The following is a 13,715-nucleotide window of genomic DNA, read 5'->3' on the forward strand; positions in this document are numbered from 1 at the left end:
CACCGTACGTTAGGTCGATTCGTAGGCCCCGGATCGTTGAATTGGGTCTGAGAATGAGTTGAAGGATGAGGAGGGGCCGGCATGATCCAAGTGGATCGACCGGCCCCTCCTCGACTTCTTAGTACCCGGGTGGGTTATGACATGCGGGAGCGCATACCCCTCTTGTTGATGAGAGCCATGCGTTCATCAAGCAGTTCGTCAAGCTCTTCAATGGTGCGACGTTCGCGAAGCATGTCCCAGTGGGTGCGCTGTGGCTTCACCTTCTTGGTGTCCTCCGGCTCCTCGGCATTCTCGAGGAGCGCGTTCGCGCCACAGTGGCATTCCCACAGTGCCGGCACGTCTGCTTCCTCCGCGAAAGTCTTGTGGAACACGTGACCGTTCGGGCAGGTGTACGTGTGCTCGGACCGTGGAACAAAGCGCACGCCCTCGTCGGTTTCGAGCGAGGAAGCACCAATTTTCATGCCACGAAGTGATCGTTCAGCCATTCTTCTCCTTAAATCTGCACCTAGTGCAACGCGGGTGAGCCCCACTTTGTTCCAAATACGGCTAATTCAGTTTATTGCCCAGGCTGTCGGCCGCCCGGATGAGACCCAGGTGGGAGAATGCTTGGGGAAAGTTCCCAGCAAGGCGCGACTGAACCGGTGAATATTCCTCTGCCAAGAGACCTAGCGGAGAGGCAATGCCCACGAGTGCATCCATCAGTTTTCTCGCTTCTTCAATTCGTCCTGTCATGGCGTACTGCTCGACCAGCCAGAAGGTGCAGATGAGGAAAGGATATTCATCCCCTTCCAAGCCATCCACCCGACCAGCGGTCCGGTAGCGGTGTACAAATCCAGCATTATCCACCAGGTCTTTTTCAATCCGGGCCACGGTCGAGAGCATCTTCGGATCGTCATAGGCGCAGTAGCCCACCTGGGGAAGCTGGAGAAGAGAAGCATCGACTTCGGCCGCACCGTAGGTCTGGGTGTAGGACTGAATTTCCTCATTCCAGCCCTTTTCTTCGATCTCCTGTGCGAGCCTGTCTCGCAACTGCTCCCAGTGTTCAATCGGCCCATCATAGCCAAAGTCGCGTACGGCGCTGATCCCGCGGTCGAATGCCGCCCACATCATCACCCGCGAATGGGTGAAGGTCGTCAGTTCGCCCCTCATCTCCCAAATGCCGTGCTCGGGTCGATCAAAGTTTTCTTCCGCAAACTTCAGGAGTTCTTTTTGAAGCCCCCAGGAGCGCTCAGTTTCCTTCATCCCGGCGCGGCGCAACTTGTCGAGAGCCAGCATGACCTCGCCGACAACGTCGCCCTGGAATTGCCCCGCGGCCCCGTTACCGATGCGGACCGGGGTCGAGCTTTCGTAACCGGGCAGGTGGTGGAGCTCAAACTCGGGCAGGTGCCGTTCCCCCGCGAGCCCATACATGATCCGCAGCGAATGCGTGTCACCGGCGATTGCACGCAGGAGCCAGTCGCGCCACGCGAGTGCCCCGTCGGTGAAGCCGTGGGCGACGAGTGCCTCAATCGTGAGTGCCGAATCGCGCAGCCACGTGTAGCGGTAGTCCCAGTTCCTTGAGCCACCGAACTCCTCGGGAAGCGAGATGGTGGCGGCCGCAACGATCCCACCGGTGCGGTTGTCGGTCAGTGCACGCAGCACGAGCAGGGAGCGAACAATCTCTGCCGAGTAGGGACCGCGAACATCGATCTTCTCCGCCCACTTGTTCCAGTAAACAGCGGTGATCGCTTCAAGGACGGTATGGTCTTCCACTTCGGGGACCGGTTCGTACGAGGGCGACCACACCATGGTCCAGCACTCGCTCTCGCCCTCCCTCAGTGTGTACGTGCCGCCGTGCGAGTAGCCTTCAGGGGAGAGCCTGGGACCAAACAGGTGGATCGAGGTCGGTCCCGCAATTGCCGCGAGCGCCCACTCATCCCGTACCTTGACTTTCTCCACCCACGGAACCGAAGCACCGTAGTTGAATCGGAGGCGAAGATCATGCTCAATCTCGACCGTGCCCTCGGTGCAGGTTACAGACCGCACCACGTCGGATTCTTTGAACTGTCGTGTGTTGACGGGCATGAACTCGGTGATGGTGGCTTTCCCGGTGGGCGTTACCCACTGCGAGTCAACAATGAACGTGTTGTCCCGGTAGCTGCGGTGCAGGAGTGTCCCGTCCTTGGGGGCCATGAGCCAACGCCCGTGCTCTTCGGTTCCGAGCAGGGCAGTGAACAGCGCTTCCGAATCGAACCTAGGGAAACAGAGCCAGTCGAGGGAGCCCGCCTGGGAGATGAGGGCTCCCGTCTGTCCATCGGAAAGGAATGCGTACTGTTCAAGGGGTGTAGAAGGCATCGGTGTCATCCTAGCCGCGATTCCACGGTCGTGGGATAGCGTCAGCTGGATTACGCCGTTAGCCTGTCAGTGTGACCGAACGTAGCATTCTCATTCTTGGTGGCACCGGCGACCTGGCCCGGCGTCTCCTTCTACCCGGTGTCGGCGAATATGCTGAGCTCTTCTCCATTGTAACGAGAGTGGTGGGTGCTGATGTTGTGGGTGATGCCGACTATCCCAGCATCATCTCCCAGGCGTTGCGGGATGCTGGTGTGGGTGGCGAGCACGCCAGCAGGTTGGCCTCCCACAGCAACTATGTTCAGGTTGATGCCACCTCGGCAGAAGACTTGGCGCGGTTACTTGCGGGGGAGGAGGAACCGGTCCTTTACTTTGCCCTGCCTCCCGCCATCACCTCCCAAGCCCTCCAAGCGCTAGCGCACGTGGACCTACCCGATGGTTTAATTCTCGCGGTTGAGAAGCCGATCGGGCACGATGCTGCCTCGGCCCGGGAGGTCAACAATCTGCTTTCAGAGCTCGTACCGGAGGAGCGGATCTTCCGTGTCGACCACTTCCTCGGCATGTCAGCAACCGTCAATATCGGCACACTCCGGTCAGATAATCGGCTGATCGATCCCCTGTGGAATAACGAGCACCTGGCCGAACTCAGGATTGTGTTCAACGAGAGCCTTGGTGTTGAGGGCCGGGCGGCCTTCTATGACCATACCGGTGCGGCACGCGACATGATCCAATCGCACCTCCTTCAGGTAATGGCACGCACCCTTGCCGATGAAGATATGGGGCATGACGAGATCTTGGCCGCAACGACGGTGAAGCGGGTTCGGCGAGGCCGGTACACGGCTGGCACGGTTGGTTCCCGCAGTCTCCCGTCCTACATCAACGAGGATGGCGTCGATCCCGAATCGACCACGGAAACGTGGGCACGGATGATCATGGCCGTCGACACCGAGCGGTGGCGCGGCGTCCCTATCGTTCTCGAATCAGGCAAGGCGATCGGCAACCCCCGCCAAGAGATCACCGCAATCTATAAGACCACCAAGGGCACGGCACCCAACACCCTGCGCCTCGCCTTCGAATCCGATGACCTGCTCCTCGAACTCAATGTCGCAGATGCTGCAGAAGCTTCTCGCGCTCGGGTCTCTCTCGCCTCAAACCTCGTGCCCTCAAAGCTCGGGGCCTACGGCCGCGTCATCGCCGCCATCCTCAACGACCAGCCGGATATGAAACTCAGTGCCGCAGCAACCGAGCAAGGCTGGCGCATCCTCGATCCCGTCCTCACCGACTTCGAAGACGTGCCGATGGAGGAATACCCGGCCGGCACGACACCGGGAGCCAAGCCCCTCATCTAACCACCCCGCTGTATCAACAGCACTGTTCGCATTGGGGCCGCTGTCAGGTGTCCGTGTAGCGTGGTACTCTTCCGCGGTAGAGCTTCCAGCACGAAGGGCCACATGATGCATCCTGCCGACAGTCACGACACTATTTCGGTGCGTGGTGCACGCGAAAACAACCTGAAAAATATTGATCTTGACCTGCCCAAGCGCAGGCTCACGGTCTTCACAGGTGTGTCTGGCTCCGGCAAGAGCTCCCTCGCGTTCCAGACAATCGCCGCAGAATCGAAGCGTCTCGTCAACGAAACCTACTCGGCTTTCATTCAGGGTTTCATGCCCACGAACGCACGTCCCGATGTGGATGTCATGGAGGGGCTGACAACAGCGATCGTTGTCGATCAGGAGCGGATGGCCACCAATCCGCGTTCAACGGTCGGAACCGCAACGGATGCTAATGCGCTGCTTCGCATCCTCTTCTCCAAGGTTGCGCAGCCCCACATCGGTGGACCGCAGGCCTTCTCCTTCAACACCCCCTCTGTATCTGCCCAGGGCGGGATTACAATTCACAAGGGTAAGGAACAGAAGCGGGAGCTGGCGACCTACCACGTAACGGGAGGTATGTGTCCGAACTGTGAGGGTAGGGGAGCGGTCTCGGATCTCGATGTGCACGAGATCCTGGACTGGGACCTCTCACTCAATGACGGAGCGATCCAGGTACCCGGATACAAGCCGGGAGGCTGGTCCGTACGCTACTACTCCGAATCTGGTCTCGTCGACCCCGACAAAAAGATCACCGACTATTCGAAGCAAGAACTGGACGACCTGCTCTACAAGGAACCGGTCAAGATGAAGTTTCGGGGCATCAACACGACCTACGAGGGGTTCGTTCCCAAAATACGTCAGTCCTTCCTCCAAAAAGACCGCTCCTCGATGCAACCCCACATCCGCGCCTTCGTTGACCGTGCCGTCACGTTCCTGGAGTGCCCGGAATGCCACGGGACAAGACTTGCAGAAGGAGCACGCACAGCACAGATTGATGGCGCGACGATCGCGGATGCGTGTGCCATGCAGATCACCGAGCTACGTGATTGGGTGGCGGGCCTCGACAAGCCAGGGATCGGCCCACTCCAAAACAACCTCCATGGCGTCCTCGACTCCTTTGTCACGATCGGGCTCGGCTACCTGTCCCTCGACCGTCCCGCCGGCACACTGTCCGGCGGAGAAGCCCAGCGAACAAAGATGATCAAACACCTCGGTTCACCCCTGACCGATGTGACATACGTGTTTGATGAGCCCACAATCGGACTCCACCCGCACGATATTGATCGCATGAACTCTCTGCTACTCCAGCTCCGCGACAAGGGAAACACCGTTCTCGTGGTCGAGCACAAGCCGGAAACCATTGCGATCGCGGACAACATTGTCGACATCGGCCCGCTGGCAGGAGCCGGGGGAGGTCACATCACCTACGAAGGTGACGTTGAGGGGCTGACAAAGTCTGACACCGTGACAGGCCGGCACCTGGCAGACAGGGTCGCGCTCAAAGACGAAGTGCGCAAGCCCGAAGGACAGATCGAAGTCCGGGGAGCCAACAAGCACAACCTCAAAAACGTTGACGTTGATATTCCGCTCGGCGTGCTGACCGTCGTGACGGGCGTGGCCGGCTCCGGCAAATCCACCCTCATTCACTCCTCCCTGCCGGAAATCGAGGGACTCATCTACGTGGACCAAACCGCGATCCGCGGATCACGCCGCTCCAATCCAGCAACCCACACCGGGCTGCTAGACCACATCCGCAAGGCTTTTGCGAAAGAAAACGGAGTCAAACCCGCTCTCTTCAGCCCAAACTCTGAAGGAGCCTGTCAGAACTGTAAGGGTCTGGCTGTTGTCTACACCGAGTTATCGTTCTTCGAATCGGTTGCCTCACCGTGTGAAGTGTGCGGGGGAGACCGGTTCCAAGAGCACGTCCTCGACTACGCTTACCACGGGAAAAACATCGCTGATGTGTTACGCATGACAGTCAGCGAAACAGCCGAATTCTTCATAGAGGCAAAGCTCAGGGGAGCGGTAGCCATCCTCGAGCGCCTCAATAATGTCGGACTCGGCTACATCACCCTCGGGCAGCCACTGTCAACACTGTCGGGTGGTGAGCGGCAGCGGATCAAGCTCGCGAAGCACATGGAAGACAAAGGCGGAATTTACGTCCTTGACGAACCAACCGCAGGGCTCCACCTCGCGGACATCGAACAACTTCTTGGCCTGCTCGACCACATGGTCGACTCAGGCATCTCCGTCATCGTCATTGAGCACCACCAGGCGGTCATGGCGCGTGCCGATTGGATCATCGACCTGGGGCCGGGCGCAGGCACCGAGGGCGGCAACGTTGTATTCTCGGGAACACCGCATGATCTGATCACATCCGACACCGTGACCGGAGAGCACCTCGCTGAATATCTCAAATAGGATCTAACGCACCTAAATCAGATTTTTATAAGTGAAGGGGGGATGCTGGGTTTTTTACCAGGCATAATGCTACTTTCTTGAGTAGAAAGAAGAAATCTGCGATCGGCTCTGCCCGGACAATTCAACTCTTGCGGGAAAGGACACACAAACGCACAATTATGCCGCGCTGTCTTTCGTTCCACGAGTCGCTTCAACGCGCCACTTCTAGGGGTTACAATTGGACAACAAATTTTCCGGGGCATAAGTGGAAAGTTGGCCAAGTGAATACCGTCGAACGTTCGTATCATCATGGCAATTTGCGCAATGAGCTGATTCGAGTTGGCCTCGAATTGGCTACAGAGGGCGGAATCAAGGCCGTTGGTTTGCGCGAGGCCGCGCGCCGCATTGGCGTCTCGCCATCCGCAGCATACCGACACTTTGACAGCCAAGCAGACCTCCTCATGGCAGTGCGGGAAGCACTCATTAAGAAGATCGAGGTTGATTTCGAGGCCGCCCTCGGCAATATCACCGAGCTCGATGTCCTCAACAAGCTCAAAACACTCGGCGAAATCTACTTCGCCTTCGCCATCAATAATCCGATGCAGTTCGAACTCTTCTGTGACGTCTTCCCGGAAACCCCGGACTGGCTTCCACATTCCGGCAGCCCCATCCTCATCCTCAGTGAGACACTCGAACAGATCAATCCCGATTCGGACGACAGTCGTGCGGACGCGTTAGCCGTCTGGGCAGCGATGCACGGCATCGCCGTTCTGTGTTCCACCGGCGTGCTCCGCAGCCTTCCAACTGAAGACAAGTGGGCGGCACAGCACAAAACGTTTGAGCTCATCGTCCGCGGACTCAAGCACATTGACTAGAAAGTATCTGGTGCTTCCTCAGCAAACGGGAACAGAACACAGAGCGATTAAATGGGAACAAGGAAACAGCACAATCAGAGGAAAGCCCCCGGCCCCACACAAATACTCCAATGTTCCGATAATGAATATTATGTCATTTTAATTTTCTGATGAGCGGGTCCGCGGTGACCGAAATAGCCGTGAGTCACTTCCCCGGTTAGTTTCTGGGGTCCACTTCTCTACTTCTGGAAGCGAAGGGTTTTCCACTCTTCTTTGAGTAGTGCCATCTGCACGACGTCGTATCGCTTGCCCTGCCAGAGTCGAGCTTGCGGGATGCGGGAGCATTCTTCAAAGCCGAGTTCGCGACCGAGTTTGATCATTGGTTCATTTCCCGACCACGTGCTGATTGTCAGCACGTGAGCATTTGTGTGTTCGAAGGTGTGATTGATCCAGAGATCTGAAGCTGCCCTGCCAACTCCCTGCCTACGGAACATTGGATCGTAGATGGCGATGCCAACGTCCCACCAGCCACCCCCGTTCGGGGGTAGTTCGTGCCGGTGTACGGTGCCAGCCCGCTGACCATCGATTGTGATGATGGCGCGGGTGCGTCCGCTAATGGTCTGGCGGTGCACAAAATCCTCGAAACTTTGACGAGCGATGCTGCCGTGCAGGAAGGGTGAATCCCACTTCTTCCAGTCCGGATCATCGAGTTCGTGTCGCCAATGCCAGAGCCACCGCCAGTCATCTTCGGTTTCGGTGCGCAAGGTTACGTGCATGAGATCAGCCTAACCAATTGATGTGGCTAGGCTGATCCGAGGGACGTGCAGTGTTGTGTGCGATGGGTTAGAGCGCCGTTCCGACCAGTGCACCAATCGCGTAGGTGATGAACATGGCAGCCAGCCCCCCGATGACGACTCGAACAACTGCTGGCAGTGGCTTCGCACCACCGAGCCTGGCCGAGATCGACCCAGTGAGGCTGAGCGACACAACCACGGCTATCACGGTAAAGGCGACTCTCAGGTGATCGGGTGAGGCAACCATGGCGATAAGCGGGATCAGTGCGCCCAGGGTGAAGGCGGCAAAGGATGCCAAGGCAGCATGCCACGGATTCGTGAACTCTTCAGAGCTGATTCCCAGCTCAAAGCGTGCATGTGCGCGAACCGCGTCCTTCTGTGTGAGTTCGTCAGCAACCGTCATTGCCGTATCTCGTGACAAGCCTTCCCTCATGAAGGTGCGCGTCAGACTATCCCGCTGCTCCCCCGGTTCGCTCGTCACAAGATTCCGCAAGCGTGACACTTCCGCCTGCTCGGTATCGCGTTGGGAGGAGACTGAGATGTACTCCCCCACGCCCATTGAAATAGCTCCGGCAACGAGACCTGCAACTCCCGCAGCAAGTAGCGCCTGGTCAGATATTGCCGCACCCGCAACTCCCATAACAATTCCCGCGGTCGACACGATGCCGTCGTTCGCGCCAAGCACTCCGGCACGCAACCAATTCAGCTTTGACGACAGGCCATCGGCCTTTGACTCGTAGGTAACTTCCCCAACCATGACTCCCCTTACGTTCCATACTGGAATGATTCAATTTTGCTGATTTACCTTGACCATACTCCTACAAATCCTTCATGTCACCGAAGGTTAGGCTTACCTTTCCTCGATATGGCGCCGTTTAATACCTCATCGATGGTGAGCATTTGAGGTTGGCAAACCTAGAAATAATCACGCAAAACGGACATGGGCTGTACCGTCTGAGCGCCAAGTGAGTCGAAACTAGAGTTTCTTGAAAGCACCGCGACGAGACCGGTGCAGTAATGGAAACATAAGGCATTCCACAACGGAAGAGTGACCGAGAGAATATGCTGTCACCATGACTTGGTTTAAACATGAAGCGTCGATCATTGATCGCCCAACGATTGAAGACTTGCTCCTTCGCATGGTCGAAGAGTCCAAGAAACGTTTTGGTCTGAGTGAACTGAAGCGAGTGCTCCTCCTCCCCCCGGACATCACCCGGGCCCACGCAGGTGTGGGTTGGATGACCGAGTTCCTCTACCAGCACCTCGATGAAGCCGGTGCGGAGGTTCACCTCATCCCCACCCTTGGTCAGCACGTCCCCCACACTCCCGAAGACAACACGTGGATGTTCGGCTCGGTTCCTGAGGAGCGGATTCACCCTCACGACTGGAAGAACGGTGTCACGCATCTCGGCACGATCGAAGCCGAATTCGTCAAGGAAAAGACCGGTGGCCTGGTTGATTGGGAGATTCCGATCGACCTGAATACGATGACGGTCACGGAAGACTGGGATCTCATCATCAACATCGGGCACATCGTTCCTCACGAGGTGCTGGGCTTTGCCAACCACAATAAGAACTACTTCATTGGGCTCGGTGGTAAGCGTCTTCTTGGCGCCTCTCACATGGCATCCGCCGTGTACGGTATCGAGAACAATCTCGGCAACCTGCTAACTCCGGTACGGGCATGCTTCAATGAGGCTGAGGAACGCTTCCTTGGCCACCTCAAGGATGTCTACTTCCAGGTCGTCATGGACTACAACGACGAGGGCCAGCTCATCCACACCGGTGTCTACGTCGGTGATGATCTCGAGACCTACTACGACGCTGCGCGAGCTTCCCTTGCTCTAAACATTACGCAGTTCGACAAGCCGGTGAAGAAGATCGTGGCGGTCATGCAGGCGGATGAGTTCCGTGCAACCTGGGTCGCCAATAAGGCTGTCTACCGCACCCGCATGGCAATCGAAGATGGTGGCGAGCTGCTTGTTATTGCTCCCGGTGTCGAGCGATTCGGTGAACAGCCCGAAGTGGACGAACTCATCCGCAAGTATGGCTACATCAGCCAGGCTGAGGTACTGGAGCTCTACGAGACTCAGGAAGACATGCAGGATATCCCCCACGGAACTGCACACCTCGTGCACGGCTCCTCAGAAGGACGCTTCACCATCACCTACGCTCCCGGTGCACTCACGAAGGAAGACATCGAGTCCGTCGGATACCAGTACATGGATGTAAACGAAGCACTCGAGCGGTACAACCCGGACGTGATGGCCGACGGCTGGAACACGATGCCCGACGGTGAAGAAGTCTTCTTCATCTCCACCCCATCAGCAGGGCTCTGGGCAACCAAGGAAAAGCTCGACCAGCGATCACAGCACGAACAACACAACTAGGTCGCGCAAGTGAATTCAGGTCCGTGAGGCCTATAAATTCTGATGGGCGGGGTGGCAACACCTCGCCCATCAGGCTTCTTGGCAATCTGATCAAGAATGTTTGCGCAATGTTGCGCGAATAGTTGTACCCAAAAAGTGGACATTTCATGGCTAGCCCAATACTTGCCAGTGATTGCCATCGTGCTTTGTGGTCGGATTCATCGTGCTTTAATGACAAAATTGCTGCACGCGGGTATCGACGTAATGGTGTTAACATGCGGTTTGAGATCTAAGTGAGCAGTAAAAATTTGGCTCAAATACGAGGTTTTCTCGGCCTGAAATTCTGCACTTATTTGCAATCGCTGACCGCATATGGGTCGAACTGGCAACACACGGCAACAGCAACTCTTTCCGCTGACAGATAAATAGTATGAAAGTGCGATGTTACCAACGCCTATCCAGTGCGATGGAGCTCGACGGAGATCCACACGGGTAACACGGCGAAACGCAAGGAAGCGAGGCGCTATGAGGCGACTTACACGACTAGCAGGAGCGGCAGCCGGTTCCGCTCTGCTCCTAACCGCGTGCAGTGGCACTCTTGAACCGGGACAGAACGACGGGGATGTCCTCCATCTGGCTTTGAACCAGACGGAGTCGCACCCTTCGTATATTGCTCTCGATCACTGGGGTGACTACTTGGAGGAACAGACGGACGGACGCTGGTCCATTGAGATCTACCCGAACGAAACTCTCGGTGCGCAGGCCGAAGCTCTGCAGCTTGTTTCCGACGGTTCGGTTGAGATGGCGATTGTGTCAGGCCCACAGCTGGAGAACTTGAACAAGGACTTCATTGCTCTGAACCTGCCTACGACATTCGATGACATTGACCATCAGATGCTCGTGCTCGGTAAAGAAGAGGTCGTTGGAGAGCTCTTCAACTCTCTACGCGAAACGAACAACATCGTTGTTCTCGGTGGCTTCACTCAAGGCAACCGCAGTGTCTACACGACTTTTGGTCCCGTGGAAAGCCCAGACGATCTCCACGGTAAAAAGCTCCGAGTCCAGGAATCTGAATTGAACTTGGCGATGGCTGAGGCTCTTGGTGCTTCCGCCACCCCCATGGCCTATGGCGAGCTGTACTCGGGGCTTCAGTCCGGTGTTGTTGATGCTGCAGAGAACAATGAAATTTCGTACGCCACACAGCGCCACTACGAAGTTGCACCGTACTGGTCACAGACCAACCACCTCGTGGGCCTCGACTATCTCATCATCAACTCGACGATGCTGGATTCGATGACCCCGGAAGACCGCGCGATCTTCGATAAGGGGTGGGAACTTGCCCGGGCTGAACACGTCGAACTGTGGGTTGCCGATACGGAGACCGCACTTCAGCAGGCTGTTGAAGATGGCGCCACCGTCACGATCGTGGATGAAACGATTTTCGATGAGGCACTCGAGCCGCTCGTTGACCGCTTCCTCACGACCGAAACTCAGCTGAAAGTCTATGAGGGTGCTCGTGCACTCTCCGAAAAGGAGGAGTGACCATGATGCCAATGATCAAAAAGACGCTTGACAGAATTCTTTATGTCATCGTCGCAGCACTCTTTGCGCTTCTCGTCTTCATTGTGGTGTGGCAGGTCTTTACCCGCCTCGTGCTCAACGATCCGGCGACATGGACAGAGGAAGGTGCGCGTATGACTTTCGTATGGCTGGGACTATTCGCATCAGCACTGGCCGTGGGCGAACGCGGACACATCGCTGTTGAGTTCCTTGTCCGCAAGCTTTCAGAAAAGCCCGAACGCGCGGTTGCGATCACTGTTCAGACAGTCATTCTGTTCTTCGCTCTCCTTATCTTCGTGTTCGGCGGATGGGCAGCATCCCAGAATGCTTGGAACCAGGACCTATCCGCACTCCCCTTCACTGTTGGCCAAATGTATTTAGCTCTCCCAATCAGCGGTCTACTCATCGCCTTCTACTCCACCTACTACATCATCGGCATCGCGATCGGTGCTGAAGAACCCTATGGGGACAATGCTGATGAAGAGATCGCAGTCGCACTCGAACCAGAAATTGCCGAGAAGTCGGCAGCCCAGGCCCAGCTGATCGACACTGACGACGATCACGGGTCCACTGAACCCACCAAGGAGGCATGATGGATCCGAATACCCTCGCAGGCCTCATCCTGCTCGTCGGAATTATTTTCGGCATTGTCTTCTCAGTGCCCATCGCAATCTCGATTGGCGTGTCCTCGGTACTCGCTGCGACGCCGCTGATCGGAATTGACCAGGCCGCGCTCATGACTGCGCAACGCATGTTTACCGGCATTAACTCGTTCCCGCTGCTCGCGATTCCACTCTTCGTGTTGGCCGGTGTCATTATGAACAACGGTGGTATTGCGGGAAGACTTGTTGATGCTGCGAAAGTCGTCACGGGCCGTATGCCTGCCTCGCTCGCACAAACAACCGTTGTTGCCAACGGACTGTTCGGTGCAGTGTCTGGTGCAGCCGTAGCATCTGCCGCGGCCGTCGGTAACGTTATGCACGCCCGCATGGTGAACGAAAACTACGACAGGCGCTTCGCCGCTGCTGTCAACGTTGCCTCGGCACCCGCCGGCATGCTCATCCCACCCTCCAACACGTTCATTGTGTACTCGCTGGTGTCTTCCACCTCGATCGCCGCACTGTTCATGGCGGGCCTCATCCCCGGTATCCTCTGGGTGCTCGCCTGTATGATCGTCGTCCACCTGTACGCACGCAAGCAGCCGGGCAAGCTCAAGAACTTCGAGCGCGTATCCTTCGGTGATGCTCTGAAGATTATTTGGCGCGCGGTCCCCTCGCTCCTCATGATCGTCATCGTTGTCGGTGGTATTCTCGGCGGTTACTTTACGGCGACCGAGTCGGCCTCCATCGCCGTTGTGTACTGCCTCATCCTGTCGATGATATACCGGACCATCAGGATTAGGGAGCTCCCCGGCATCCTCGTCGACGCATCCCGCACAACCGCGATCGTTATGCTGCTCGTGGCCGTGTCGACCGCACTGTCGTTCGTCATGTCCTTCGCTCGCATCCCTGACCTGATCGCAAGCTCGGTTCTCGGATTCACCGACTCCCCTGCCGTGGTCATGCTCATCATGCTGATCATTCTGCTCGTGGTTGGTACCTTCATGGACCCCACCCCCGCCATCCTCATCTTCGTGCCGATCTTCCTTCCGATCACAACGGAGCTGGGAATCGACCCGATTCACCTCGGTACCGCGTTTGTTATGGCACTTTCCATTGGCGTGATCACACCGCCTGTCGGCAATGTGCTCTTCGTGGGTGCAAGAGTGGCCAGGCTTCGAATCGAACCGGTCATTTCACGACTGTGGCCGTTCCTCGTTGCGATCCTCATCGCCCTCATTGTAGTTGCGTACATTCCCGCGCTCTCAACGTGGCTCCCTACAACCATGGGCTTGTAGCGGCTACTAAGTAGCGTCAAAGGTGGGTGGCCCGGACAAATCCGGACCACCCACCTTTTCTGTCTATTCCCTCACCTGCATCCCATCAGGAGAGCGACTTTTCCTCGCCAGGATCAGGAATGCACACTTCTTCACTC

General features: G+C 56.9%; 11 protein-coding genes. 7 read left to right on the forward strand and 4 right to left on the reverse strand.

The window, feature by feature from the left end:
* Positions 1–134 precede the first annotated feature (134 nt).
* Positions 135–485 (reverse strand): RNA polymerase-binding protein RbpA, encoded by a 351-nt coding sequence (locus BN1241_RS11465; protein ID WP_054953689.1) that lies wholly within the window; start codon positions 483–485, stop codon positions 135–137.
* Positions 486–546: 61 nt separating this feature from the next.
* On the reverse strand, positions 547–2,334 hold the full coding sequence (locus BN1241_RS11470; protein WP_082418383.1) for a glycoside hydrolase family 15 protein: 1,788 nt from the start codon (positions 2,332–2,334) through the stop codon (positions 547–549).
* A 71-nt stretch (positions 2,335–2,405) separates the two neighbouring features.
* On the opposite strand from BN1241_RS11470, the gene BN1241_RS11475 reads away from it, so the two are divergent.
* From BN1241_RS11475 to BN1241_RS13045, 3 genes are all read left to right on the forward strand, one after another.
* On the forward strand, positions 2,406–3,680 hold the full coding sequence (locus BN1241_RS11475) for a glucose-6-phosphate dehydrogenase (RefSeq protein ID WP_054953691.1): 1,275 nt from the start codon (positions 2,406–2,408) through the stop codon (positions 3,678–3,680).
* A gap of 138 nt (positions 3,681–3,818) precedes the next feature.
* Positions 3,819–6,125: an ATP-binding cassette domain-containing protein gene (locus BN1241_RS11480; protein WP_230198316.1), complete on the forward strand. Its 2,307-nt coding sequence runs from the start codon at positions 3,819–3,821 to the stop codon at positions 6,123–6,125.
* Positions 6,126–6,385: 260 nt separating this feature from the next.
* Positions 6,386–6,979 carry a TetR/AcrR family transcriptional regulator gene (locus BN1241_RS13045; protein WP_054953693.1) on the forward strand — a complete coding sequence of 198 codons (594 nt, stop codon included), beginning with the start codon at positions 6,386–6,388 and terminating at the stop codon, positions 6,977–6,979.
* A 218-nt stretch (positions 6,980–7,197) separates the two neighbouring features.
* Here the strand turns inward: BN1241_RS13045 and BN1241_RS11490 are convergent, their stop codons facing one another.
* Both BN1241_RS11490 and BN1241_RS11495 read right to left on the reverse strand, forming a co-directional pair.
* Positions 7,198–7,734 (reverse strand): GNAT family N-acetyltransferase, encoded by a 537-nt coding sequence (locus BN1241_RS11490; RefSeq protein ID WP_077138375.1) that lies wholly within the window; start codon positions 7,732–7,734, stop codon positions 7,198–7,200.
* A gap of 67 nt (positions 7,735–7,801) precedes the next feature.
* A complete protein-coding gene (locus BN1241_RS11495) occupies positions 7,802–8,509 on the reverse strand; it encodes a VIT1/CCC1 transporter family protein (RefSeq protein WP_054953694.1) in 708 nt (235 codons plus the stop codon).
* 316 nt (positions 8,510–8,825) lie between these two features.
* Here BN1241_RS11495 and BN1241_RS11500 point away from each other — a divergent pair, with 316 nt between their 5' ends.
* The 4 genes from BN1241_RS11500 (at position 8,826) to BN1241_RS11515 (ending at position 13,578) form a co-directional block, all read left to right on the forward strand.
* Positions 8,826–10,142 carry a nickel-dependent putative hexonate epimerase gene (locus tag BN1241_RS11500; RefSeq protein WP_054953695.1) on the forward strand — a complete coding sequence of 439 codons (1,317 nt, stop codon included), beginning with the start codon at positions 8,826–8,828 and terminating at the stop codon, positions 10,140–10,142.
* A 504-nt stretch (positions 10,143–10,646) separates the two neighbouring features.
* The gene (locus BN1241_RS11505) at positions 10,647–11,663 is read left to right on the forward strand and encodes a TRAP transporter substrate-binding protein (protein ID WP_054953696.1); all 1,017 of its coding nucleotides are present in this window, start codon (positions 10,647–10,649) and stop codon (positions 11,661–11,663) included.
* Positions 11,664–11,665: 2 nt separating this feature from the next.
* Complete coding sequence (locus BN1241_RS11510; protein WP_077138376.1) at positions 11,666–12,274, forward strand: TRAP transporter small permease; 609 nt, start codon at positions 11,666–11,668, stop codon at positions 12,272–12,274.
* Positions 12,271–13,578, forward strand: a complete 1,308-nt coding sequence (locus BN1241_RS11515; protein WP_054953697.1) for a TRAP transporter large permease — start codon at positions 12,271–12,273, stop codon at positions 13,576–13,578. The genes BN1241_RS11510 and BN1241_RS11515 overlap by 4 nt, the downstream gene beginning before the upstream one ends.
* The last annotated feature ends 137 nt before the right edge of the window (positions 13,579–13,715 follow it).

Source organism: Flaviflexus massiliensis, from assembly GCF_001375495.1.
GTDB lineage: Bacteria > Actinomycetota > Actinomycetes > Actinomycetales > Actinomycetaceae > Flaviflexus > Flaviflexus massiliensis.